Origin of the sequence: Streptomyces sp. URMC 127, assembly GCF_051386535.1 — a bacterium.
Lineage (GTDB): Bacteria > Actinomycetota > Actinomycetes > Streptomycetales > Streptomycetaceae > Streptomyces.
This window is the reverse complement of record NZ_JBPQTW010000015.1, coordinates 34,784-59,596: the sequence shown is the minus strand read 5'-3', so window position 1 is coordinate 59,596 and position 24,813 is coordinate 34,784. Positions and strand designations below refer to the sequence as shown.

Annotated in this window: 15 protein-coding genes and 1 pseudogene; 9 read left to right on the top strand and 7 right to left on the bottom strand. The window is 69.0% G+C overall.

The window, feature by feature from the left end; genetic code table 11:
- Positions 1–53 precede the first annotated feature (53 nt).
- Together ltrA and ACSNOH_RS06160 are read right to left on the bottom strand one after the other, a co-directional pair.
- A complete protein-coding gene (ltrA, locus tag ACSNOH_RS06165) occupies positions 54–1,811 on the bottom strand; it encodes a group II intron reverse transcriptase/maturase (RefSeq protein WP_436720165.1) in 1,758 nt (585 codons plus the stop codon).
- Positions 1,812–2,466: 655 nt separating this feature from the next.
- Positions 2,467–2,787: pseudogene (locus tag ACSNOH_RS06160) on the bottom strand (transposase); the annotation flags it as partial.
- 401 nt (positions 2,788–3,188) lie between these two features.
- On the opposite strand from ACSNOH_RS06160, the gene ACSNOH_RS06155 reads away from it, so the two are divergent.
- From ACSNOH_RS06155 to ACSNOH_RS06135, 5 genes are all read left to right on the top strand, one after another.
- Complete coding sequence (locus tag ACSNOH_RS06155) at positions 3,189–3,422, top strand: DUF5988 family protein (protein WP_436720164.1); 234 nt, start codon at positions 3,189–3,191, stop codon at positions 3,420–3,422.
- Between the two features lie 15 nt (positions 3,423–3,437).
- Positions 3,438–8,663 (top strand): type I polyketide synthase, encoded by a 5,226-nt coding sequence (locus ACSNOH_RS06150; protein WP_436720163.1) that lies wholly within the window; start codon positions 3,438–3,440, stop codon positions 8,661–8,663.
- The gene (locus tag ACSNOH_RS06145; RefSeq protein ID WP_436720162.1) at positions 8,623–9,282 is read left to right on the top strand and encodes an EF-hand domain-containing protein; all 660 of its coding nucleotides are present in this window, start codon (positions 8,623–8,625) and stop codon (positions 9,280–9,282) included. Before ACSNOH_RS06150 ends, ACSNOH_RS06145 begins: the two co-directional genes overlap by 41 nt.
- Positions 9,283–9,881: 599 nt before the next feature.
- Positions 9,882–10,472, top strand: a complete 591-nt coding sequence (locus tag ACSNOH_RS06140; RefSeq protein WP_436720161.1) for an EF-hand domain-containing protein — start codon at positions 9,882–9,884, stop codon at positions 10,470–10,472.
- Positions 10,473–10,610: 138 nt separating this feature from the next.
- Positions 10,611–11,351: a hypothetical protein gene (locus ACSNOH_RS06135; RefSeq protein WP_436720160.1), complete on the top strand. Its 741-nt coding sequence runs from the start codon at positions 10,611–10,613 to the stop codon at positions 11,349–11,351.
- An 86-nt stretch (positions 11,352–11,437) separates the two neighbouring features.
- On the opposite strand, the gene ACSNOH_RS06130 is transcribed toward ACSNOH_RS06135, so the two are convergent.
- Together ACSNOH_RS06130 and ACSNOH_RS06125 are read right to left on the bottom strand one after the other, a co-directional pair.
- Positions 11,438–11,863 carry a peptidase inhibitor family I36 protein gene (locus ACSNOH_RS06130; protein ID WP_436720159.1) on the bottom strand — a complete coding sequence of 142 codons (426 nt, stop codon included), beginning with the start codon at positions 11,861–11,863 and terminating at the stop codon, positions 11,438–11,440.
- A gap of 209 nt (positions 11,864–12,072) precedes the next feature.
- A complete protein-coding gene (locus tag ACSNOH_RS06125) occupies positions 12,073–12,447 on the bottom strand; it encodes a VOC family protein (RefSeq protein ID WP_436720158.1) in 375 nt (124 codons plus the stop codon).
- Positions 12,448–12,646: 199 nt separating this feature from the next.
- On the opposite strand from ACSNOH_RS06125, the gene ACSNOH_RS06120 reads away from it, so the two are divergent.
- Entirely contained in the window at positions 12,647–13,714 is a 1,068-nt protein-coding gene (locus tag ACSNOH_RS06120; protein WP_436720157.1) for a YihY/virulence factor BrkB family protein, read from the top strand.
- A gap of 480 nt (positions 13,715–14,194) precedes the next feature.
- On the opposite strand, the gene ACSNOH_RS06115 is transcribed toward ACSNOH_RS06120, so the two are convergent.
- Positions 14,195–14,581, bottom strand: a complete 387-nt coding sequence (locus tag ACSNOH_RS06115) for a hypothetical protein (protein WP_436720156.1) — start codon at positions 14,579–14,581, stop codon at positions 14,195–14,197.
- 851 nt (positions 14,582–15,432) lie between these two features.
- Between ACSNOH_RS06115 and ACSNOH_RS06110 the strand changes: the two genes are divergently transcribed.
- Positions 15,433–18,420, top strand: a complete 2,988-nt coding sequence (locus ACSNOH_RS06110; protein ID WP_436720155.1) for a LodA/GoxA family CTQ-dependent oxidase — start codon at positions 15,433–15,435, stop codon at positions 18,418–18,420.
- Positions 18,417–19,649 carry an FAD-dependent monooxygenase gene (locus ACSNOH_RS06105; protein ID WP_436720154.1) on the top strand — a complete coding sequence of 411 codons (1,233 nt, stop codon included), beginning with the start codon at positions 18,417–18,419 and terminating at the stop codon, positions 19,647–19,649. The genes ACSNOH_RS06110 and ACSNOH_RS06105 overlap by 4 nt, the downstream gene beginning before the upstream one ends.
- A gap of 61 nt (positions 19,650–19,710) precedes the next feature.
- Here ACSNOH_RS06105 and ACSNOH_RS06100 read toward each other — a convergent pair whose 3' ends face one another.
- Together ACSNOH_RS06100 and ACSNOH_RS06095 are read right to left on the bottom strand one after the other, a co-directional pair.
- A complete protein-coding gene (locus ACSNOH_RS06100) occupies positions 19,711–20,334 on the bottom strand; it encodes a hypothetical protein (RefSeq protein ID WP_436720153.1) in 624 nt (207 codons plus the stop codon).
- A gap of 144 nt (positions 20,335–20,478) precedes the next feature.
- Complete coding sequence (locus tag ACSNOH_RS06095) at positions 20,479–20,916, bottom strand: hypothetical protein (RefSeq protein WP_436720152.1); 438 nt, start codon at positions 20,914–20,916, stop codon at positions 20,479–20,481.
- A 234-nt stretch (positions 20,917–21,150) separates the two neighbouring features.
- Between ACSNOH_RS06095 and ACSNOH_RS06090 the strand changes: the two genes are divergently transcribed.
- Positions 21,151–24,780, top strand: a complete 3,630-nt coding sequence (locus tag ACSNOH_RS06090; RefSeq protein ID WP_436720151.1) for an nSTAND1 domain-containing NTPase — start codon at positions 21,151–21,153, stop codon at positions 24,778–24,780.
- Positions 24,781–24,813: the final 33 nt, after the last annotated feature.

Genomic DNA, 24,813 nt, shown 5'->3' with positions numbered 1-24,813 from the left:
GCCTGTTTCCAGGCACCACGGCTCAAGCAAGCCCAAACGCTCCACAGAATCTGCTATTTGTTGCTGCCATCTCGTGCATGAAGCTGCTGATGACATTCGGAGTGAACGAGTCGAAGGTTCTTGACTTCATCAGATCCGCCGTCTCGACGGTAGGCGAAGTGGTGTTTGTGCAACCGCTTCTTCATCGCGTCGAACCAGTCGATCCACTCGCGTGGGCTTTCCGGCTCGTATTCTGCTCCGACGATGAGGGCCTGACCGCAGAGCGGACAGAGTCCTTTCTGACGGGCTGCCAGAGTAAGGCTGATCTTGTCCATTGGCGGAGGTGTGCGCGTCCTGCGGCGCTGACTCCAGTAGTCATGGAGCGCGGGATCGTCGGGTGACGACTTTCCCTTGACTAGTTGGTGTCTTCTGATGTTGGTCCAGGCGAACTTGGGAAGATGTGCACCTGTGGTGCGGTCACCGAAGACCCAGTTATTGTTCTTGGACCGGTTGAGTCTGCCGAAGTACTTGTTGACGATCCAGTGCTTCGACTTCTTCGGGTGGGTGCGCTTCGCCCACTTGTAGGTGAGCATCCACACGTAGCTATCCAGCGCTGAAAATGTTTTGCTGGATACCACCGTCCGGTAGTACGCAGACCAGCCCCTGACGATCGGGGAGAGTCTGCGGAGTGCGACTGTGATGCTCTGTCCGAGTAGAGCTTGCATCTCGGACCGCAGTCGATACCGGATTCTCTTCACCGCATCCTTGCTGGGCGTGATGATCAGGCTGTCGCCATGGCGTCGGACGTTGAAGCCGAGGAAGTCGAACCCTTCGGAAAGGTGAAGGATTCGCGTCTTCTCTTCGTTGAAGCGAAGACCTCGGGGTTCAAGCCAGTCGCCAAGCCGCGACTTGACCGTCTCAGCCTCATCCTTGCTCGTGCAGAACACTGCAAAGTCGTCGGCATAACGCACCAGGATCGGTGTCCCCTTCGCGGCCCACATCACTGTTCCTTTGCGGGTTGCGAAACGAACGCCTGCGGCTTCCTCCATTCCGTGAAGTGCAATGTTGAGCAACAAGGGGCTGATCACTCCGCCTTGAGGCGTTCCCTCGTCGGTGCGAGTGAAGCGTCCGTTGTCGACCACGCCTGCCTTCAGCCACTGCCGGACAAGTTCCCTGGCGGGGAAGCCGCCGACGCCGCTGAGCAGGTGGTCGTGGTCGATGTGGTCGAACGCTGCGGCCAGGTCGGCGTCGAGTACCCACTGACGCTTGGCCGTTTTGCCCTTCGCGGTGCTGAAGATCGCCTGGATGGCGTCGTGGCATCCGCGGCCTGGTCGGAATCCGTAGGATCGTGATTCGAACCGGGCTTCCCATTCGGGTTCCAGTGCGTTCTTTACGCGTGCCTGAATTACTCGGTCGCGCATTACTGGGATGCCGAGCGGGCGTTTCTTTCCATTGCTCTTCGGGATGTAGACCCGTTTGACGGGCCTGGCTCTCCAGGGTTGGGTTTGCTGGTCGATATCGACCGCCATGCGAGCTCGCGCCTGGGGGGTGAGTGCTCGTTCCCTGTCGATGCCTGCCGTCTTGCGGCCCTTGCTCTGCTGCGTCACCCGTTTCACGCTCAAGAGCGTGTTACTGCGGCTCCGCAGCATGAGCTTCTGCAGATTGCGAACCTTCTTGAGGTCCCCTTCCTGTGTCGCTTTGAAGATCCGTTGTCTCAGGCGCCGTACGTTTCCCTCAGTGCTGGCCCAGTCGATGCTGTGCCAGTCCAGTGGTTCGCCCTGCGGTCCGTTCACTGTGGAGGTGCGGCCGGCAGTAGAGACTGTCTGTCGCATGTTCCTCCTTCGCGTCCAACTTGTCCGGCAGGTTCTGGCGTCATTACTCGGGATGGTTCAAAGGCTCACCCGGCCCACGTGGGCACCCTTTCGGATCAGGCCATCAGACCTGTATCCGGCGAGTTATGGCCTGGGTTGAAGGACTCCAGGGTTTCCTCTGACCTTTCAGTCGACCGGCATTCGCTTCTTGGGCCGTCCTGTTCCCGCTGGAGAGTTGGGCCTTCCTTACGGTCGGCTTACCGGGCGAGCCCGGACTCCAACGGGGTTTCCACGTTCCACACACGTAAGTTGCGGCTGGGGTGGGTGCCCCCTCTATCCCGGAACCGGCGGTGTCCTCCTCCCGGTCTCAAATCTCCGGAAGTCGCCTGACGTCTTCCGACGCCGGGTTCTGTAGCCACTGATTGCGAACCATCGGGCGGCTTCAACCTTACGAGACATCAACGGGGGTTCACGCGGTTCACCCGTCCAGCCTTTCCCTCGCCTGTTGTTCCCCGATGGCCAGGGAACCCTTGGGCTTGAACGCTCAGCTTCACACCCCGCTGTTACCGGCGACGCATGTGAGCGCGGGAACGGATTGCGGACACTAATCCGGGGTCAGCACATTTCTCCTTCCTTCGTGGCTTTCCCACTTAACGTGTGCGACTTCGTGTCGCACCTTGAGCCGGTTGATGCATCGCTCGACAGTATTGCGGTGCTTGTACGCCTGGCGGTCGAAGCTGGGGGGGGCGGCCGCCGCGCGCCGCGCCGCTTGCGGTCAGCAATCTGATCAGCGGTTCCGGGATCACCGCGGTGATGCCGCGACGGCGCAGATAGACGCGGATCGCGCGAGAGGAGTACGCGCGATCCGCGCTCAGCTGTCCGGTCCCGTCCTGGGTCTGCCGCTCCCGATTCCGGGCACGCGGATGCCGGCCATGACCGCCTCGAAGTAGAGAGAGTCGTGGCGGTGTCCGGCTGAGACCAGCAGTGACAACGGACGGCACCCATGCTCCTCGACGTCCTCCAGCAGCCGAAACGGCGTCGCCACCTGTGGCAAAGATCCTGGTCTTGTGGCAGGTGGGGTTCTTGCCGAGCATGACCGTTGACCAGGCCCCGCCGGTCCCCAGCAGCTCTTCGCCGTCCGGTCTGCCGGCGACCCCGGACACCCGAACCTGCGGAACGGTTCCCCCGGCGGGTGAAGGGCGCCTCGGCTGCACTCCGGCGTGTGTGCGGGGGCGCACGACGTGTGGGGTGCTTCGTTGTGCGCTCCGGGCGCCATTGCGCGTGCTCTGGCGGCAAACGGCGCCCGGGGGCTCACTGAATTGCGCGGGTCGACTTTCAGCCCGCTTCCCGGGTCCGCGGGAGGTGTTGACTGCCGCGGCATCGGAGGAGGTGTGCCTCATGGCCGACAACCACGCGACTGATATGGATGGGCTGGCGGTGCTGTTGGGCGGCCCGTCCGGCCTACCGAGCCCGTACCGGCTGCCGCCGGGCTTCGCTTCAGGATCCGCCCGGCTGACGGTGGCGTATTACGGGCGACATCACCACTTCGAACGTACGGACGAGATGCGTCTGGTTCAGGGGCGGCCGGTGCCGGTGTTCCGGTTCAGCTACAGCACGGCGATCGCCGAGTAGGGGCTGGGGGGAACGATGTCAGCACGGCGTGGCTCTGCGATAGCGGTGATCGGTGTGGGGTGCCGGTTCCCTGGAGGAGTGCAGTCTGCCCATGACTTGTGGGAGCTGCTCCTTGAGGGTCGGGACACGGTGGGAACGGTGCCTCCGGGCCGGTGGAACGCGCAGCGGTTGAAGGGGTTCCAGCATCCTGATGACGCGGAGCGTTACGACCGGGGCTGCTTCATCGAGGGAGATGTCTGGGCGTGGGAGCCGGCCGCGTTGTCGGTGGCGCCGCGTGAGGGCATGTTGATGGATCCGCAGCACCGCCTTGCTGTGGAGGTGGCGTGGGAGGCGGTCGAGCACGCGGGGATTCCCGTCGGCCGGATCCGCGGGTCGCGTACCGGGGTGTATGTGGGGTTGTACGCGCCGGATGGTCTGCTTCGTTCGGCCCGGCCGGTGCGGGACTGGGTCGACGGCATGTATCTGTTCGGGAACCTGGCGGGGAATGCGCCGGGACGGATCACGTTCGCGCTGGATCTGCGGGGTCCGGCGATGGTGATCGAGACGATGTGTTCCTCGGGGTTGGTGGCCGTCCACCAGGCATGCCGGGCGCTGGCCGGTGGCGAGTGCGAGATGGCGCTGGCGGGCGCGGTACTGCTGATGGTGTCGCCGGAGACGCTGCACTACGAGGCGAAATGGCTGACTTCGGCACGGGGCAGGTGCTTTGCTTTCGATGGGCGCGCCGACGGCTACGTGCGCGGCGAGGGCGCGGGCATGCTGCTGCTGAAGCGGTTGGAGGACGCGCTCGCTGATGGGGACCGGGTGCTGGCGGTGGTGCGCGGGTCGGCGGTCACGGCGGACGGTCAGTCGGAGCGGATGACCGCACCGTCGTCGTTGATGCAGCAGGAGACTTTCCGTCTGGCCTTGAAGGGTGCCGGGGTCGATGCGGGGGATGTCGGCTTCGTGGAGGCCCACGGGCCGGGCACCTTTCATGGGGACCCGATCGAGTACACGTCCATCAATGCGGTCTACGGGCGCGGCCGGGGGCGGTGTGCGCTGGGATCGGTCAAGACGAACGTCGGGCACAGCGAACCCACCTCCGGGGTGGCCGGCCTGATCAAAGCGATCCTGGCTGTCCAGCACGGGGTCATCCCGCCGAACTTGCACTTCTCGGGATGGAATCCGTCGATCCCGGTGGATCCGGAGTCGCGACTGTTCGTGCCGACGGAGACGGTCACCGACTGGCCGGTGAAGGACGCGCCGCGGCTGGCAGGTGTCTGCTCGTACGGCATTGCCGGAACCAACGCCCACCTCCTCGTCGAAGAACCCCCCGCACCCGCACCCGCACCGCGGCGGAAACCGGCCCGGGGACGTGAGCGCAGGTACCGGGTATTCGCGGTGTCAGCCTTCTCCCCTCAGGCGCTGCCGGAGGCGGCGCGCCGCCTGGCGGACTGGGTGAATGGCCACCCAGGGGCTGCGCTGCAGGATGTGGCGCACACGCTGGCGGTGCGCCGCTCTGCCAGCAATGAGCGGTTGGCGGTCATTGCCCGCGACAGGAGTGAGCTGGCTGACCGATTGCGGGCCTTTGCCGACGGCCGCAACGAGGAGGGAACGGTACAGGGCCGCCCGGTGCTGGGGCCCGGGCAGCCGGGTCCGGTCCTGGTGTTTACGGGGCAGGGATCGCAGTGGCCGGGCATGTGCCGGCGGCTGCTGGACCGCGATCCGGTGTTCACGGCGGTCATCGATGAGATCGAGCCGCTGATGGCCGCCGAAGGGAAGTTTTCCCTGCGGGCGGTGCTGCAGGATCCGGACCAGCTGAGCGGGGTGGATCGGATCCAGCCGGTGCTGTTCGCCGTGCAGGTCGCGCTCGCCGCCCTGTGGCGCGCATGGGGCATCGAACCTGCGGCGGTGATCGGTCATTCCCTCGGCGAGGTCGCGGCGTCTGTGGTGGCCGGAGGGTTGTCGACGCGCGACGGAGTGAGGGTGATCTGCCGCCGGGCGCGGTTGCTGCGCGATGCGACCGGCGGGCTGATGGCCTCGGTGACCTGTGACGCGCAAACCGTCGCCGCTGACCTTGCGGCGGCTGGTGCGGACCGGGTGAACATCGCGGTATTCACCTCCCCCTCCTCAGTGGTCGTCGCCGGTGACCGAGACCAGGTGGAGGACCTGGTGTGCCGGTGGCAGGAGCGCGGGGAGGGCACGGGTCTGGTGAGGGTCGACTACGCCTCGCACAGCCCGCACATGGAAAAGCTCGTGGCTCCCATCACCGATGCCCTGACCGATCTCGACCCGCAGCAGCCGCACGTGCGGTTCTACACCACTGTCGATGAGGATCCTCGGGCGCGAATACGGCTGGACGGCCCCTACTGGGCGGCGAACCTGCGGGCCCCGGTGCGGTTCGAGCAGGCTGTTGCCGCGGCCCTGTCCGACGGACACCGGCTGTTCGTCGAATGCACCAGCCACCCCCTGGCCGTGCGCGCCGTCCAGGACACCGCCCGGGCCGTCGGCATCGACGACGTGATCGCGGTCGGCACCCTGCGCCGTGATACGGACGACGAGCTGGCGTTTGCGGAAGGCGTGGGCGCTGCCCACTGCGCGGGTGCCGCCGTGGACTGGGCCGCCCGGTACCAGGGGAAACTGGTCGATGTGCCGACCGCTACCTGGCACCGTGTTCATCAGCGCTTCGATCCGCCGTACGAGCTCATCGCTCCGCAGTTGGTCGGCGCCACGCAGCATGCCCTGCTGGGCGGCCATGTTCACGACCCCGAACACCCCGGCCGTCACCTGTGGCAGACCCCTCTCGGCCCGAAGCGCCTGCCGTGGCTGGAAGACCACCAGGTGGCCGGTGCCCCTGTCATGGCCGGGGCCGGGCTGTGCGAGATGATGCTCGCGGCCGCCGCCACCGTCTTCGGCACCGATCACGTTGCCGTCACCGGGCTGCGGCTGCTCGCCCCCCTGCTCCTCGAGCCGGAACCCGTAGTGAGCGTGCGCGCCGAAACCGGCATCGAAGGCGTTGTCCATGCCGAGGTGCTCTCCCAGGCCGGGAACGCGCACGTTGTCCATGGCCGGGCGACCATCGCCGCACCTGAGGGAGCAGCGCCTCCCTGCCCGCAACCTGATGTGCGCCTGTGGGAGCCGGTAGCACCGTCAGACCTCTATGCGTACTTCCGTAACCGGCACCAAGTGGTACACGGCCCCGCCTTCCGTGGCCTGGAATCCCTCCACGTCCACAGTGAAGAAGACCGGGCCCGGGCGCGGCTGCGCATCCCCGATCCGGCACGGGTCTCGTCGTGGATGATGCGCATCCATCCCGCGCTGCTGGACTCCGCCGTGCAAGCCGCCATTGCCGTCTGGCGCCACCACTACCAGCTGGCCCCCGGCCCGGTCGTCGTGGCCGGCTTCGACCACGTGGAGATCTACGCGTCCACCTGGGCTGTACGCACCTGCCACGCCGAGCTCACCGGGGCCGATGACCTGGGGTGCACCGCGAACTTGCTGCTCGCCACCGACGACGGCGCCGTGGCAGCCCGCGTCGAAGGACTGCGGGTCGCCAACATCACCACGCCGGACGAACGGTTCGTCTCGCGACTGGCCCACCTGACCTGGAGCGAACACCAGCCCGTCGGCATCACGGGTGCCCCAGCGGGATTGTTCGTGCTGGTGGCCGAGGACCGCATGAGGGCCCAGCCTCTCGCCGACGCGCTGACCGGCAAAGGCGCCGCCTGCCACCTGCTGCCCATGCCCGACGCTGACCCGCCGATGCTGGAGAAACTGCTGACAGCACAGATGAATCCGACGGTGGTCTACGTCCCCGGCGGCGGGGCTCCGGGACAGGCCGAACGCACCGCCCGTGCCCGGGTAGGCCGGTTGTGCGCCCTGCTGCGGCAGCTCGCCTGCCTCTCCGCACCCCCACGGCTGTGGCTGGCCACCCTCACCCCAGGTACTGGGCTGGGCATCGCCGGACTGCGCGGGGTACTGCGCACGGCCGCCTTCGAATACCCCCGGCTCGCCCCCAGTCTCCTCGAAGCCGACCGACCGGAGAAGGCCGCACTGGAACTCCTGGCCGCCGATCCTGTCATCCGGGAAGTACGGCTCCGCGGTGGGCAGCGGCAACTGCGCAGACTGACCCTGGCATCACCGCAACCAGCACAGGATCATGCAGCCGGCATACGGGCAGACGGCTCCTACCTGATCAGCGGCGGTCTGGGCGGGCTCGGGCTGCTGACCGCCGGGTACCTCGCCGACAAGGGCGCCGGCCGAGTCGTGCTGTGCTCACGCCACGCTCCGGCCCCTGCAGCCACTGCCCAGGTCGAGGCCCTGCGTAAGCAGGGGTGTGATGTGCGCGTAGTGCTGGGCGACATCGCTGCCCCGGAGACGACAAGCGAGGCCATCGCGACCGCGACCAGCAACAACATGCCCTTGCGAGGAATCGTCCACAGTGCCGGCGTGGTCGAAGACGCCCTCCTGGACAAGCTCGACCAGGCCCTGCTGGACCGGGTCTGGCGAGGCAAGGCCACCGGGGCGTGGGAGCTCCACCGGGCCGCTCTCGACCACGAACTGGACTTCTTCGTCCTCTACTCCTCCCTCGCCGCACTGATCGGATCCCCCGGCCAGGCCGCCTACGCCGCCGCCAACGCCTTCCTCGACGACCTCACCGCCCACCGGCGGGCCCAAGGCCTGCCCGCCACTGCCGTCCAGTGGGGAGCCTGGTCCGAGGTCGGGGCCGGACAGGACATGGAACGCCGCGGATTCGCCATGATCAACCCGGCCGACGGAATCGACGCCCTCGACCGCATCCTCTCCGCCGGCTACACCCACATCAGTTACTCACCCATCGACCCCGCCCAGTGGCTCGCGCCGTACCCCCAGGCCGCGGCATCCGCCCTCTTCGCCGACACCACCACCCGCTCGGCACCCGGTGACCGGACCCCGGACCGCTTGGCCGACCTGCTGGCCGCTCCCGATGACGCCCACCGCAGGACACTGCTGCACGCCCACGTCATCGACACCCTGAGGGAAATCCTCAACGCACCCAGGCAGCACATCACGCCGACCACCTCCATGGTGATGCTCGGCCTCGACTCCCTGGCCGCCATGCAGCTACGCCAGCGCCTGCAGCACTCACTCGGTCTGACCATCGACACGGCCGTGCTGTGGACCAAGCCCACCGCCGCCGGCATCACCGACTGGCTCATCGAACAGATGGGCCACAAACCCGCTGATGAGCCCGCGCCCGGAGACGGTGAACCACTCGATTCGTGAAGGCCACCACATCAAGCCGGAGGCAACCGTCATGAACGCCATCAGCACGCCGGCAGCACACGAACCAGACCTCTTCACCCGCAAATTCCGTCTGTGGGCAAGCTGTTTCGACGCCGACCGCGACTTCCACCTCACCCGTGACGACTTCGCGCGCACCGCCGATCGCTGGAGCGCCGCCGTCGGTCTTCCCGGCGACGCCGAACTCACCGTGCAGATGAGGAACACGCTGCGGAAGGTCTGGGACACGGCGGTATCCCCCGACGGCCGCTACGACAACAGCGGCGCCGGCATCGACGAGGTCGTCGTCAGCATGCGCCAAGTGCTGGCCGCTCCCAACCACCCGGCCACCGCCACGTTCATCGACTTCGCCGGCCTGTGCTTCCTGATGTGCGACAGGGACGGCGACGGCTACATCAGCGAAGCCGAGTTCGTCACCCCCTGGCACCACGGCCTCCTCGTGGCCCGCGAGCCGGCCATCGCGGCCTTCCGCTATGCCGACACCAAGGGCGATGGACGTATCACCGCCGAGGACCTGCTGCGCGTCTCGCTCGAATTCCTCTCCACCGACGACCCCACCTCGCCGGCCGCCTCCCTCGTAGGACAGCTGCACAACCGCTAGCCCGCCTCCGCACACAACCGCCCGGCACCCACGGAGGGAACCCATGGCCGAGAACCGCTACCTGCGATGGGCCGGGATGGTGGGTTTTCTCCCCCTGACCATCATCCCGTGTGTTGCTCTGGGCAACGGGTTCCCCTACCCGGACGACAACCTCCACGGACGAACGTACGTGGACTACGCCGTCCCCCGAGGAGAGATCCAGTCCATCCTCGCGCTCGTCTTCGAGCTGTCCATCACGCTGTTCCTCTGGCTCTTCGCCCTGGCCATCATCTCCAGGAAGGGAAAGCTCTGCCTTCCGTCCCTCACCATGATCGGCGGTGGCATGGCTTTCGCCATCACGTGCATCGTGTGGGTCCGGCCCCTACCTGAACATCGTCATGATGGGTCAGTCGTATCCAGGATTCCGCGAGGATCGCGCCGGGCTTCTGATCGTGACCAGCTCCTGGAATGTCCTTCAGGTCACGTACACCGTCAGCCTGGTGCCACTCGGATGCGCATGGGCGGCCATCGCAGTCACGAACCGAGAACGTCCGGTTCTGCCGCCGTGTGCATGGACAACCGCAGCCGGCATCATCCTTCTTCGGCGAAAGGGCCAGTAGATGGACACACCTCCGGACACCGCCAGTCCATCAGCGCAGCAGGAGAGCTTCTTCGCGTGCAAGATCCGGCAGTGGTTCGGCTGCTTTGACGCTGACCGCGACTTCCTCGTCACCCGCAACGACTTCGCCCTGGCCGCTGACCGCTGGAGCGCAGCCGTCGGCCTCACCGGTGATCACGAGCTCGCCCTCCGGCTGCGCGCCACGCTCCGCGAGGTGTGGGACGAAATCATCTCGCCCCAGGGCCGCTACGACGAGACCGGCGCGACCCCCGCCAACGTGATCGACAGCTGGCACGAAATGCTGGCCACCGCCAACCACCCCGGATTCACGGCCGTTCTGCGCACCGGTGAACTCGCCTGCACGCTCATGGACCGCGACCAGGACGGACTGATCAGCGAGGCCGAGTACACCCACGGCATGCTGTGCGGCTTCCTCGTACCCGAAGCCACCTCCCGTGAGGTGTTCCGCTACCTCGATACCGACGGCGACCACCGCATCACCCACGACGACTTCCTGCGCGGCGCCACCGAGTACATGGCCGGCGATGACCCGTCTTCGCCGGCCGCGTGGGTCGTCGGCAAAGTGCACTGAACGACGGCACAGCCAGGGTCAGGGACAGCCGGCAACTCGCCGACGACATGAATCGGTGGGCGGGAGCGCCGCAGCAGTTGCCCACAACACAACTGCAGCTGGGAGGACCGGATGACCGCTCCGCCTCAAGGGCCTCTCGTGCCCTCGGAGACCTACTACGTTGCCACCGCGACCCTGACCGTGGCCGCGCTGGCCTTTATCATCCGGGCACTGCTAGTCCTGATCACGAAGCGGTCAGGGCTTCACCTCTGGATGGTGGCTTCTGCCCTCGTCGGCGCGTTCACCGAAGTCATCTATGACGCGCTCACGTTCGTTCAGTTCTTCCCCGCTGCGGGCACTCCGAAGGTCTACGTGTTCTGGGGGCACAACGAAGTGCCGTTCTTGTTTCCTGCGTGGATCGTGTGGTTCAGCTCTATGGGCTTCACCGCTTTCACGGTTGCCCGCAGCAGGAGTCCCAGGGCCCGCATGTGGAAGCTCCTTGTGGCATGCTCGGCTGCCGACATCGTGGGCGAGCTGGTTCTCATGCATGCCGGAATCTATACCTACTACGAGCCCTGGCCGTTCAGAGTGTTCGGCCGCATTCCATTCCACCTGACGGTCTACATGGCCGCGGCGTGCCTCGCGACTGCTCTGATCCTGTCTCATCTGCATGCGCGCCTTACGGGCTACCAGAAGCTGTTCCTGCTACCCATGGCAGGAGGTGTCACCTTAGCGGGCCTGGTGTTCTCATCGTGGCCCGTCGTACTTGCGGTGGCAGTGTCTCTCCCGCCGGTGGTCACGAATCTGCTCGGTGCGCTGAGCATGGCCCTCACATTGGGGATGTTCTCGGTCGTGGTCCGGCTGCTACCCAACACCGCAGTCGAGGAGGGTGCTTCCTGATGGTCAGGCACTGCGTGCTGGTTGAGGGGCGCGCCCGGCCAATACGCGGTGTCGGCGCGAGCCCGGGCGGGCCCCCGGGTCTCGGTTCAACAGTTGCGGACGTACCAGACGGGCGTCCAGTCGTGGCTGGAGCTGGCGGAGTAAGCGCCAGGCGTGGTGTAGATGACGTTGTGGTTCTGGCCCAGGAACTGGGCGCGCGTCCCGGATGTCTGATTGTTGATCCAGGATCCGTAGCCCTCCCAGTCCGACAGCGCGTACGTGTCACACCGGTAGAGATTGAACTGAGTGCCGGTGAAATCGGTTCCGGTGAACATGCAGAAGTTGCCGGCCGGACAGTCGGCGGCGGCCGCAGGGGCGGTCAATCCGAGTAGCGCTGCGGCAACGAGTGTCATGACCGCGAACAGTGCCGTGATCGGCTTGCGCAGTGGCATGTGAGGCTCCCCGCGGGTGATGCCGGACGGCTGGTCCGGTGTATTGACGGTGGGCGTCGAGCCAGCGGCGATACGTCGCATCCGGTCCTCCTTCATCGAAAGGAACGGCTGGCTACCTGCGGCGCCATGGCATGGGGCCACCCCCAGGACAGCAGGGATTCCCCATGTCATGGCGCCGACGGTCACACGATTCACCCGTTAGGGGATGCTTGTTCGGAGCGCGGTCCGGCATCGTCGAGCAGTTCCGACACCTATTCAGCGATTGAGTCGGCGCAGCGGGCCCGGTGGACTCAGTGGAGGCAGAGGCAGAACGGATGGCCGGCCGGGTCCGCGTAGACCCGCCAGTTGGCTCCCGGCCGGATCTGGTCCGTCCGCTCCAGCACGGTCGCGCCGAGGGCGAGTGCCCGCTTCTCCTCTCCGTCGAGGTCGTCCACGTCGAAGTCCAGGTGGAGCTGCTGCGGGCGCTCCTGGCCGGGCCAGTCGGGCGGTTGGTAGCCGTCCACCCGCTGGCAGGCCAGCGGTGTGCCCTCGAACCCGTGCACCTCGACCCAGCCGGCATCCTCGGGGTCTACTACCACCCGGCCGCCGAGCAGATCCGCGTAGAACTGCGCGAGCCGTACCGGATCAGCGCAGTCCAGCGCGACCGCCTGCAGCTTTCGAATCACTTGCGACACTCCTCGTTCTTCTGCCGCTTCCGCGACGTCCCTCGTACGGGAGGGGTCGTACCCGCCACCGCGGCGTGCATGCGCGGCGGCACGCCGGAGGCGGCATCAGGGTCGGTCCGGCACCGGTCCGAGTGGCCGCCGCCGTGTCCGCCGCGCGTCCTGGTGGCGTAGGCGGAGCCGGAGAGGGCACCCGGGGAATATGGCGAAGCTGCATCTTCCAGGGTGGAAAGCACATCACGGCAGCAGCGATGGTGACCGGGCACGCGAGGCGCCCGCGCCCGAGGATGCCGGGCCCGGGCCCGACGTGGAGCGCCGGGCACCGGACGCGCCGACGGAGCTACCCAAGCGGGCCTGGGGTGCCGTGTTCAAGGGCGCCCTGCGGGAGTTCAAGGACGATGAGCTGACCGACCGTGCAGCGGCGTTGACTTATTACGGGGTGCTGTCGTTGTTCCCGGCGCTGCTGGTGCTGGTGTCACTTCTGGGTGTCACCGGAAAGTCGGCGACCGAGTCGGTGCTGGCCAACATCAAGAAGTTTGCTCCCGGCCCGGCCAGGGACATCATCATGCAGGCTGTGGAGCAGTTGCAGAGCAACGCCGGCGTCAGCTCCACCATGGCGGTCGCGGGCCTCGCGCTGGCGGTGTGGTCGGCCTCCGGGTACGTGGCGGCATTCATCCGCGCCGCGAATGCCGTCTACGACATGCCGGAGGGCCGCCCGGCGTGGAAGGTCCTTCCGCTGCGCGTGGGCGTGACGGTCGTGCTGATGGTGCTCTCCGTCGTCAGCGCCCTGATCGTGGTGTTCACCGGCGGACTGGCCCGCCAGGCCGGGACCGTGCTGGGTGTCGGGGACACGGCTGTGACGGTATGGTCCATCGCCAAGTGGCCGGTGCTCGTCGTCCTCGTGACCCTCATGATCGCGATCTTGTACTGGGCGACCCCGAACGCCAAGGTGAAGGGCTTCCGGTGGATCACCCCCGGCAGCTTCCTCGCCCTGGTGATCTGGATGATCGCCTCCGCCGCCTTCGCCTTCTACGTCGCCAACTTCGCCTCTTACAACAAGACCTACGGCACCATGGCCGGTGTCATCGTCTTCCTCCTCTGGGTGTGGATCACCAACCTGGCCGTCCTGCTGGGGCTGGAGTTCGACGCCGAGACCGTACGCCAGCGAGCAATCGCCGGCGGCCTGCCGCCCGAGACCGAGCCCTACACCCAGCCCCGGGATACCCGAAAGTGGGACGAGGAGGACCGACGCCTCGTGGGGGACGCGTGAGGCGCACCCTATGAACTGGGGTGTACGGCGATGACCGGGGTGCTCTCAGCGGTGGAAGAGGCCGCCGAGAAACGGGGTGCTGTTCTTCCCCTACGACGACGCGGACGCCAGCCGGTGGGGCGTGGATGCCACAAGCGGCATCCCGAACCACAACGCGGCCATGGCACTCCTCAACCCTCCCACCGGCTCGGCATCCCCTGCCGATGTGAGCAATGCCGGAGCGGCTGCCTGTACGGCCCATGCCCGCTGTTACTGGAGTGGTGCGCGAGGCGATCACGCGTCAACGGCTTGAGGCGGGCGACATCACGTCGACTTGGGATTGCAGCACCAAGCCTCCCGCCGCTCGGTTGTGATTCGTCAGGCACGAGCTGTGCGGGAGGCCCGGCTCTCATGCACCGGCCAGTTAAAAGATCAGCGACCTCGCACTCCCTGCTCACCTCGGTGAGCAGGGAGTGCGTGGGTGGGAAGGCCGGTCGGTTCTCACAGTCCCGCTGGTTCGGTGACGTGGATGGTGGTGACGGGAACCGCCTGGATCAACATAGTGATCGACTGCCCCGGGGGGACCAATTGCTCTCCTGAAACGCTGCCGCAGGAGCCTCTGCCCGTGGTGATGGTCTGGTCGGTGTGGTTGGTGATTCTCGCCGTGGCGGTTCCGGAGGGGACCGAGTTGTTGTCGCACTGCGGCGCGAGCAGATTGGCGAAGACGTCAACATCTCCGCCGGTGCTGGTGTTGGAGGAGTTGAAGTACTCGATGTTCACGGTCCCGACGCCGGCGTGAGCCGTGGTGGCGGTGATCAGCGTGGTGCTCAGAGCGGCGGCAAGCGCGGTAGCGATTCCCGCAACGCGTAGGCGGAGCACGGCGGTCACATCCTTTCGGATGAGCAAGGTCAGCCCAGTTGGGGCTGAGCCTGAGTGGGCCCCGTGGGTGGGGCATGACCAGATGTGCCAATACCCACATAGCATCATGCGCCCGGTCCCTGTGAGTGCCTGTGTGGGGCAGGCGACCCGTTCGGGTGAATGCGGGAGCTGTGGCGAGGGGTCTACGGTGCCGGGCACGGGTTCCCGGGCAACGAGGAAGCCGCCCCATCGCACGGCCTCTGCTCCTTCCCGGACAGGAGATCGCCATGGTTCGGCGGTTGGTGGTGCGCTGTTCCCGCCGTCGAGCGGCTGCCGGGTAGTAAGCCGGCATGACCAGTGACGAAGAGCCAGGGCAAGGCGGAGTTCGCGCTGAGGCGAACGAATCGCTGGCCGGGTCTCTGTTCCAGGGGCATCCCGGGTGGGACGCCCAGGACTGGTGGTTCGACCCGGGCGAGCGTAGTTGGATCTGCGAAGGCGATGACAGCCCCCGCCGGGCTCCCCTGGGAGAGCACTTGCCCGAGCAGCAGCGGGCCGCCCTCGAAGCCTGTCTCACGCCGGGCTGATTCCGCTCAGTCCGCAGTCGGGACGGACCCGGGCCGGATGCGGCCGAAGCCGGCCCGACCGTACGCGGCTCCCGGCAGATATCGCGTGCACGGCGCCCGTCGCCGCAGGCAGCAGAGCCAGGCGGGCACCGTCGGCGAGGGCCGCCGTCACCGCGCCGCACCTGGGTGACCTTCCACCCGCCCATTCATCCGTTATCCGCATTTCGTGTTACGGCGGGCAACCAACGGGGAGTCATACGCCAGCCGTCTCCGCCAGAAACCACGAAACCGCCGCTCCACCGACAGAAGGGTCACCCCATGAGCGGGACATCCGCCGTCCCGGGGGATTCCCCGGAGGCGCTCCCCGGCTGTGCCGCCGACCCCGTCGCGCCCCTCGTGGCCGAGTTCGTGGACAAGCGGATGGGAAGCAGGATCGCCCAGGGGCAGGACCCGGTCCTGCGGCCGGTCTTCGTCAAGTGCCACGGCGCCGCCCGTGGCGTCCTCACCGTCGATCCCGCTCTCCCGCCGGAGCTGTGCATCGGGTTCCTGCGGGCCGCTGAGCAGCGGCAGGGGCTGACGGCTTGGGTGCGGTTCTCCAGTGACGTCCTCCCCGACCGGCCGGATCTGCGCAGGACCGTCGGTGTGGGCATCAAACTGTTCGGGGTGCCCGGTCCCAAGCTCCTGGAGCAGGACAGCCGGGCCGGCACCCAGGACCTGATCCTGCAGAACCACGACGTCTTCTTCGTCGACACCGCCCGGGACATGTGCGAATTCCAGCAGGACCCCGTGGCCTACCGGAATGACCATCCGCTCACCGACCGGATCCTGCGCGAGATGCGCAAACCCGAGGAGAGCGTGCTGACGGCCACGTACTGGGGCGTCCTGCCGTACGCCTTCGGCGCGGACCGGCACGTGAAGTACAAGCTCGTGCCGGGCGGCTGCCCGGACGGCGATCCGCAGGCGGCTCCGCCGGACGAGAACCCCTCCTTCTTCCGCGGCGACCTGCGGCACCGGCTGGCCGCCGGCGAGGCCGTATTCGATCTCATGCTGCAGTTCCGCACGGATCCGGACGCCATGCCGCTGGACCGCGCGACCGTACGCTGGGAGGAGTCGCTCAGCGCTCCGGTGAAGGTGGCGCGGCTGACCCTGCACCAGCAGGACGTCACGGCCCGCGGCCAGGAGGCCTACGCCGACAACCTCGCCTGGAACCCCTGGCACACTCTCTCCGAGCATCAGCCGGTCGGCAGCCTCGGAGAAGCCCGCAAGGTCGTCTACGCCGCCTCCGCCGCGCGCCGCCGCGACGCGAACGGCGTCCCGGTGGTGGAGCCCGGACCAGCGCGGCCGGCGTCCACCGAAGCGCCCGGACGCGACACCCGGATCGTCCGGGCCGCGATCCACCCCGCGATCGGGGTGGCCCGGATCGGTGACAGCGCCGAGGAGTTCTTCCTCGGCCCCGAGGTGGAGGACGCCCCTGCGCTGCCGACCGGCAGCTACAAGGACGCCACCGGCGCCCTCAAGCGCCAGGCGGCCCGCTTCCGCGTGTACGGCTACAACGCCGCCGGCGAGGTGGTCGCCGAGATCACCTCCGACAACGCCGACCTCCTGTGGACCGTGCACGTGGTCAACAAGAAGGCCGCCTGGTACCAGTTCCAGCTGGCCCTGGACATCCCGGAGGCGGCCCAGGCCCCCGCCACCATGCTGCGCAACGCCACCGTGCCCGCAGACCAGCGGCACCGGCTGGTCATCAACCCCGGGCCCCGGTCCATCCGCGGCAGCAACCGCTCCGGCAGGCCCGAGTACGTCTTCGACACCGGCACCTTCATGGACAAGCCCGTCTACCTGGGCGAGCTGCGCACCGACGCCGCCGGCCGGCTGGTCTTCCTGGGCGGCCGTGGCGTCTCGGCCTCCCACGACAACACCCCGGCGGGCCACTTCGCCAACAACGACACCTGGCACGACGACGTCTCCGACGGACCCGTGACCGCCGAAGTCCGCATCGACGGGCGCCGCGTACCGGTCGACCCCGCCTGGGTCGTGGTCGCTCCCCCGAACTACGCGCCGGAGCTCAAGTCGGTGCGCACGATGTACGACCTGCTGCGCGACACCTTCGTGTCCGCGGGCGCGCTCGCGGCCCCGCAGCGGGTCTCCTTCACCCGCGAGGTGCTGCCGCTGCTGCGGCGCCTGTGCGACCTGCAGTGGGTCAACCACGGTTTCGCGACCCACTTCGGGCACGCCGGCCGCGAGCACCTCCTCGAACCCGAGCGGCTGGCCCGGCTGGCCGACCCCCACCCCCGCAACGCCGAACTGCGCCACCAGATCTGGGCCGCGATGCGGGACATGGACCGCGACGCCGCCTCCCCCGTTCCCTGGCCCGCGATCTACGGGGACGCGATGGGCACGCGGCCGCCCTCGCCACGGCAGCACCTGGCCCTCACCTCCCTGCAGTACCGGCTGCTCAGACGCTGGGCCGACGGGGACTTCGACGCCGACCACGACCCGGCCGCCGCGCTGCCCGCGTCCCTCGGCGAACTGCCCCTGGCCGAGCAACCGCAGGCGCTCGACCGGGCCGTCCTGTCCTTCTGCCTGGCCGACGCCTTCCACCCGGGCTGCGAGTTCACCTGGCCGATGCGCCAGCCCACCCTGTACGCGGCACCCTTCCGGCTGCGGCACCGCGACACCGCCGAGCCCGACCCGTCCTACGGGCCGGTCCTCACGCCCCAGCAGGCCCTCGCCGACGACGGTCCGCTGCATGCCCAGGCGCCGGGGGACCTGACCCGGTGGATGGCCGTGCCCTGGCAGACCGACACCGCCCGCTGCCGCTCCGGCTACGCCGCCCGGTACGACCCCTACCTGCCGACGTTCTGGCCGGCACGGGTCCCCAACCACGTCCTCACGGAAGCCGGCTACCGGACCGCCGTCGACACCACGCGCACCCCCGACGAGCGCCGGACCGCCTTCGAGAACCGGGCCGTGTGGGACAGGTGGCTGCCCGCCACCACCCCTGCCGCCCAGATGAACGCCATGGTCAAGGACTTCGGCAAGCTCGGCCTCGTCGAACGGCGCGAAGGAGCGACCGACGACCCGCAGCTCCCCCGCACCATGCTGGTGGAGTCCGAAGTGAGCTTCACGCCCGAGCACGCCCCTTCCGACCAGCGCAACCTGCTGTGCCTCCACGTACCCGAGGCGGCCGACCCCGCCCGCCGGGACGAAGCGGTGGACGCCGCCGTGCAGGCCACCGGCCGCCCCGGTGAGGAGGTGCTGGCGGGCTACTTCGAAAAGACCGTCCGCTACCCGGACCGGCGGTGAACACCCGCCCGGCGCCCACGACGGACAGGCGCTTCGAGGTCATCGTGGCCGGAGGCGGCCCCGCGGGCGCCGTGACGGCCCTGGTCCTGGCCCGGACCGGCCGCCGCGTCCTCCTCGTCGACGACCATCCGGACAACCATCTCGACGACCACGCCCACCCGCCCACGGGCACCGCACCGCTCACCATCGGCGAGACGCTGCCGCCCGCGGCCCGGCCGCTCCTGCACGACCTGGGGCTCTGGCCGTACGTCCTCCCGGCCGGCCGGCACCTGCGGTCCACCGGCGTCCTCGCTTCCTGGGGATCGCCGGAGCTCTACGACCGCAGCGACGTCCTCGACCCGAACGGGCACGGCCACCACCTCGACCGGGTCCGTTTCGACGCCGCTCTGCGCAGTGCCGCCGTGGCCGCGGGCTGCGAGCTCCGCCGGGCCACCGTCGTCCGCCACCTCCCCCAGGGCCCCACCCAGCGGGTCACCCTGCGCCGGGCGGGCGTCGCCGAGGAACTCCTCGGCCACTCCGAGGAACTCCTTGGCGAGGCCGAGGAACTCCTCTGCGACTGGGTCGTCGACGCGACCGGCCGCCGCTGCGTCATCGGCCGCCGCCGGGCCGCCCGGGACCGCCAGGACCGGCTCATCGCCTCCTACGCCCTCCTCGACCGCCGCGCACTGCACGGCCGAGGCGAGGACCAGGAGCTGCGCACGCTCGTCGAAGCCGTGCCCGACGGCTGGTGGTACACCGTCAGGGTTCCCGCCGGGCGCATCGTGGCGTATCTGACCGACACCGACCTCGTCCCTCCCGCGCTGCGCACACCGGCAGGATTCCTGGCCCATGCCGTACGCACCCGGCACCTGGAGAGCCGGCTGAAGGGGTACGCCCCGCCCGCGACTGCTCCGCGCTGGGCCGCCGCTCACGGGCTGCGCCTCTCGCCGCCCGCAGGGGCCGGGTGGCTCGCCACCGGAGACGCCGCGCTCTCCTTCGACCCGCTCTCCTCCCAGGGCATCCTCACCGCCCTGCACACCGGCGCCCGCGCCGGCCGCACGGTCGACCTGTGCCTGCGCGGTGCCGTCACCGAGGCCCTCGCGGACTACGCCGCGTTCCTGGACGGCATCGCCGACGCGTACCGGGGCCACCACGCGCACGCCTACAGCCAGGAACGCCGCTGGCCGGCACACCCCTTCTGGAGGCGCCGCGTCACCTCGCCGGCAGCCGCCCGGGCAAACCCCACGTAGCGGCCGGCCGTCGCAGTGGACCCGACGGCCGGCCGTGCGGCGTGGTGGCAGAGCTGCCGCGTCACAGGTCCTGGGCGGTCTCCCAGTGCCAGGTGCTCAGGTGGCGGTCGAAGTAGAGGTTGGGGGGCGTCCAGTTCCCGTTGTCGAGGCCGTTGAGGGCGCCGCTGTAGGCCTTGAAGGTGGCGACGGAGCGGGTGAGGCAGTTGTTGTCGTGCAGCCGGTATTCGGTCTTCATCAGACGCTTGAACGTGTTCACGGCGTTGAGGGGTGCCCCGGTGGGCGTGCCGGTGCAGCGGTACCTCTTGTACGGGCCGTCGACGCGCTTGGTCTTGAAGTGGTGCAGCATGACGCTGACATTGTCCGGGCCGTGGACCCAGTTGCCGTTGACGCTCTTGACGTCGTCGGTCTCCGTGGCTCCGGAGTACCAGCGGCCGTCGCCGTTCATCACGGCCCAGCCGACGTGGCCGAGGTTGCCCACGGCGCGCGGGGCGAGGAAGAGGCATACGCGCCCGGCGCCGGCGGCTCCGGCTGCGGCCGGGGCTGGAGCTGCGGCCGGGGCCGGGGCCGGTGCGGCAGTGGCCTGGGAGGTGCTCCGGGCTTCGGCGGCCGGGGCGAGAGCGAGGGTCAGTCCGAGGCAGGCGGCGGCGACGGCGAACCGGCGGCGCGCGGCGGAGAAGTCCGGCATGGCGAGGTGTGTCCTTTCGTCTCGTTCAGGAGGGATTCAGGAGGGATTCGTCTCGTCAGGAGGGAGGGGCAGCAGCGCAACGGCGGCCCCCGAAGGCATCCCGGCGGGCAGGCCGGGATGCCTTCCGGGGCGAGCGGGAGTCGGTCAGGAGACCTCGTACTTGCCCTTCAGCCGGACGGCGACCGTGTGGAACGCGACGTCGGCGATGATCTTCGCCGTCACGGTGTCGCTGGTGTGGTTCTGCCAGATGTGCTTGTTCTTGCCGCCGGGGTGGACGGTCCCGCTCCGGCCGAGCTCGTGACCCGAGCCGTCCTGCGCCTTGAAGACGGCGTTGTACCCGCCGGAGGAGTCGAGCGTGACCCGCAGGGTCTCGCCGGGTCCCACCTTGACGGCGTCGCCGCACCAGTCCTCGTCGGCCGTGGCGCCCACCACGCAGTTGAAGACCGTTGTCCTCGTTGCCTGGACGCCGGCCCGGGCCGCCGGTGACACGGACGCGGGGGCGGCGGCCGCCGTGTCCTGGACGACCGACGTGGTGAGGGCGGCCGCGGCCAGCAGGGCGGAGGCGATGGCAAATGCGCGCATGGAAGCTCCTGTTCGTAAGGGGCCCCGGCGGAACGGAGTGCCCGCCGGTGACGCCGATCACATCCTTCGGCCGGGAGCGAGGGCCGGTGAAGGAGTTGTCCGTCGCCCAAAGAGATGGACAAGGGACAACGCTGCCACCTGCGCTTTTCCGCTCTGGTAAGCCAGGTCACGGGCGCCTCCCGAGGCTGGGGTGCCGGTGGCCGGCAGCAGGGAGCGGAGCAGCTCATAACGGACGTGGCGGGTGTGACGGACGAGACGGACGTGACGGGCAACGGCACGCCCTTCGGACGCGCACTGCGGCGGATGCGCGCGGACCGGGGCATGTCGCTGGCCCAGCTGGAGGCGCGGCTGAAGGCAACCACGCCGTACAGCAGGAGCCACATCAGCCGGATCGAGAACGGGGAGAAGCGGCCCACGGAGAAGTTCGCCCGCGCGTGCGATCACGTCCTGAACGCGGGCGGCGCGCTGCTCGCCCTCCTCGGTCTGCCGGCACCGGACGAGTGCCCGTATCCGGGGCTGACGTCCTTCGCGACGCGTGACGCCCGCTGGTTCTTCGGTCGTGACCGGGCGGTGGCCGAGCTGGTGTGCGTGCTGGGCGACGCCCGGACGGCCGGTCACCCCCTGGTGCTGATGGGGCCTTCGGGTGTGGGCAAGTCCTCCTTGCTCAAAGCGGGCCTGGCACCGGCTGTGCTGGACGGTGCCCTCCCCCGGCAGCATCCGGGCACCGTCGAGGTCAGGTGCCTGACTCCGACCTCCCGGCCGGTGGAGGAACTCGCTGCGGTGCCGCGCAACCTGGCGCAGGGCGCCCCGGCCCTGGTCGTCGTCGACCAGTTCGAGGAGCTGTTCACCCTGTGCACCGACGGGGACGAGCGCGAACGGTTCATCGACGAGCTGTGCCGCAGGGCCGCCGCGGGGCAGTCCGTAGCCCTCGGCATCCGCGCCGACTTCTACGGTCACTGCCTGGCCCACCCGCAGTTGGTGGCCGCGCTGCGGGCGCGGACCGTGCCTCTGGGCCCGATGACAGAGGCGGAGCTGCGGGAGGCGATCAACCGCCCCGCAGCGGCCGCGGGGCTGAGCCTGGAACCCGGTCTCGTCGAGGTGCTCCTGCGCGACCTGGGAGCCCACAGTGCGGCCGGAGGCAACCGCACCTGCGAGCCGGGTGCCCTGCCCCTGCTGTCCCACGCGCTGCGCGCGACGTGGCAGCACCGCACCGGCGGCGTGCTCACCGTCGCGGGCTATGAGCGCACCGGCGGCATCGGCGGCGCCGTGGCCGCCACCGCCGAAAGCGTCCACAGCGGGCTCGGCTCCCCCCAGCAAGAGGTCGCCCGCCAGGTCATGCTGAGGCTGGTGCGCGTCGGCGACGGGGAGGACGACACACGCCGGCGCGTGGAGAAGACGGAGCTCATGGCCGTGGCCCCGGAGGCCCTGGCTGTCGTCGAGGCGTTCACGGGCGCGCGGCTGCTCACGGCAACCGCCTCCCATGTGGAGATCAGCCACGAGGCACTGCTGCGTGCCTGGCCGCGGCTGCGGAGATGGATCCACGAGGACCGCACCTCTCTCCGGGCCCACCAGCAGCTGGTCTCGGCCGCCCGGGCATGGGAGGAGGAAGGAAAGGACCCCCACCTGCTCTACCAGGGGACCCGGCTGCTCGCCGCCCAGGACCTGGCAGAAACCGGCTGCCGCCTGCAGGAGCCCGAGCTCGCCTTCCTCCGGGCGTCCGTGGAACAGCAGGAGGCGACTTCCCGCGCCGAGCGCCGCCGGGTACACCGCCTGCGGCTGCTCACGGCGACGCTGACCGTGCTCGCCCTGCTGCTCGGCGGCGTAGCCTTCGTCGCAGGGCAGCAGAGCTCTCGAGCGCAGCAGGAGACCGACCGTGCCTGGTCCGGACAACTCGCGGAACTCGCGGCCGACGCCCGGGCCCAGGGCCGTCCGGAGGTCGCCGCGTTGCTCGCCTACCAAGCGCACCACCTTTACCCGGACGCTCGCTCACGCGGTGCCCTGTTCAGCGCCCAGAACGACTTCCTCGCGGGCCGGCTCGAACCCCCCGCCGGCGCGCCGCGGCCCGTTGGTCAAGCCCTCTCGGGCAACGGGCAGGTGCTGGCGACCCACGACACAGCCGGCGGAGTCCGCTTGTGGGACGTAGCCCACCGCCGCAGCCTGCGCACCTGGGAAACCGGCAGCGGCCCCCTCCGTACCGTCGCGCTCGACGCGGCCGGGCACACCGTCGCTGCCGCCCGGGGCACGGAGGTCTACCTCCGGCAGGGGGCGAGGACCGCCACCGTCGCCATGGAGGGGCCCGTCGAATCCCTCGCCCTCTCACCCGACGGACGCACCCTTGCCGTCGCCGACCGCGCCGCCGGCATCACTCTCATCGACACAGGAGACCTTCGGCGCAGCCCTTTGCACGGGGGCCACACCGGAGTCGTGATGGCGGTGGCCTTCAGCCCCGACGGCGCATGTCTCGTCTCCGGCGGTGAAGACCGGACCGCGCGGCTGTGGTCCGTCGCGGACCACCGGCTCGTCCACACGTACGAGGGGCACAGCGAGCCCGTCGCGGCCGCCACAGTCTCCGGGGACGGCGCTCTCCTGGCCACCGTCAGCTCCGACAACACCGCCCGTCTGTGGCGCATGACCGGTGACCACGCCGCGGTGGCCACCCTCACGGGGGCGACCAACAACCTCTCGTCCGTCGCCTTCAGCCGCGACGGCACGCTGCTCGCGGCCAGCGGCAAGGACCTCAGGGTCCGCCTGTGGAGCGTGCCCAACCGGACCACGGCCATCACCCTGCCCGGCCACACCGCACCGGTACGCGGCATCGGCTTCGCCGCTGACGGCCGCACACTGGTCAGCACCGCCGAGGACGGCAGCACTGCTCTGTGGGATCTGGCGCAAGGCTTCCTGCCCGGCGCCCAGGGCAGCCAAGCACACTCCGTCACTTTCCTGCGCAACGGCGCGTTCCTCGTCTCCAGCGCCGACAGCACGCCCCGCCTGTGGAACGTCACGACACGGCACCGCGAAGGGATCTTCGCCGGCCACGGCGCCCATGTCTATCGCACCGCCGCCTCGGCCGACGGCACCACCTTGGCCACCAGCGGCAACGACGCCACCGTGCGCCTGTGGGACACCACCACCCGGCGTCAGCGCGACGCCTACGCCACGCAGAGGGAGGTGTGCGGGCTCGCGCTCGGGCCCACCGCTCGCATCCTCGCCGCAGGTGAAGCAGGCGGCACCGTCTATGTCTGGCATCCCCCGCGCGACAAGCCGCTCACCTACCGGCCCGCCGATGCCGCGCCTTGTGCAATGGCGATCAGCAAGGACGAGAAGACCCTGGCCTTCGGCTCCGACGACGGCTGGATCCACCTCCTCGATCTCACCGACCCGGCCGCCCACCCCGTCCGTCTGGGGCACCACAGTGATTCCGTACGCGGGCTGGCGTTCACCCCCGACGGCCGGACCCTGGCCAGCGCCTCCAACGACAACCAGCTCAAGATCTGGAACGTCCGGTCACACCGCCAGGAAGAGCGGACGATCACCGACTTCTCCGACGTCGTCCACGGACTCTCCTACAACCGCGACGGGACGCTGCTCGCAGCCTCGGGAGGGGACGGCACCATCAGGCTGTGGAAGACGCCCGCCTACCAGCCGTACGCCGTAATCACCGGTCACGAACAGCTCATCGACACCGTCACCTTCGCGCCCACCGGAACGAGGCTCGCCAGCGCGAGCGACGACGGTACCGTCCGCCTGTGGGACCTCGATGAAAACCGTGTCGCCCGCTCCCTGTGCACCCGCAATCTGCGCCGCGGCCTCAAGGACTGGAAACGCTACGCGCCCGGCGTTCAGCCGCCCGCCGGCTGCGGGTGAGGTGCGCCGTCCACGCACCGCCGGACTCGGCCG

What these genes read in the sequence shown, in the direction of transcription:
- ltrA (WP_436720165.1), bottom strand. Translation starts at nt 1,811, where the DNA reads ATGCGACAGACAGTCTCTACTGCCGGCCGCACCTCCACAGTGAACGGA.
- ACSNOH_RS06155 (WP_436720164.1), top strand. Translation starts at nt 3,189, where the DNA reads ATGGCCGACAACCACGCGACTGATATGGATGGGCTGGCGGTGCTGTTG.
- ACSNOH_RS06150 (WP_436720163.1), top strand. Translation starts at nt 3,438, where the DNA reads ATGTCAGCACGGCGTGGCTCTGCGATAGCGGTGATCGGTGTGGGGTGC.
- ACSNOH_RS06145 (WP_436720162.1), top strand. Translation starts at nt 8,623, where the DNA reads ATGAGCCCGCGCCCGGAGACGGTGAACCACTCGATTCGTGAAGGCCAC.
- ACSNOH_RS06140 (WP_436720161.1), top strand. Translation starts at nt 9,882, where the DNA reads ATGGACACACCTCCGGACACCGCCAGTCCATCAGCGCAGCAGGAGAGC.
- ACSNOH_RS06130 (WP_436720159.1), bottom strand. Translation starts at nt 11,863, where the DNA reads ATGCGACGTATCGCCGCTGGCTCGACGCCCACCGTCAATACACCGGAC.
- ACSNOH_RS06120 (WP_436720157.1), top strand. Translation starts at nt 12,647, where the DNA reads ATGGCGAAGCTGCATCTTCCAGGGTGGAAAGCACATCACGGCAGCAGC.
- ACSNOH_RS06110 (WP_436720155.1), top strand. Translation starts at nt 15,433, where the DNA reads ATGAGCGGGACATCCGCCGTCCCGGGGGATTCCCCGGAGGCGCTCCCC.
- ACSNOH_RS06100 (WP_436720153.1), bottom strand. Translation starts at nt 20,334, where the DNA reads ATGCCGGACTTCTCCGCCGCGCGCCGCCGGTTCGCCGTCGCCGCCGCC.
- ACSNOH_RS06095 (WP_436720152.1), bottom strand. Translation starts at nt 20,916, where the DNA reads ATGCGCGCATTTGCCATCGCCTCCGCCCTGCTGGCCGCGGCCGCCCTC.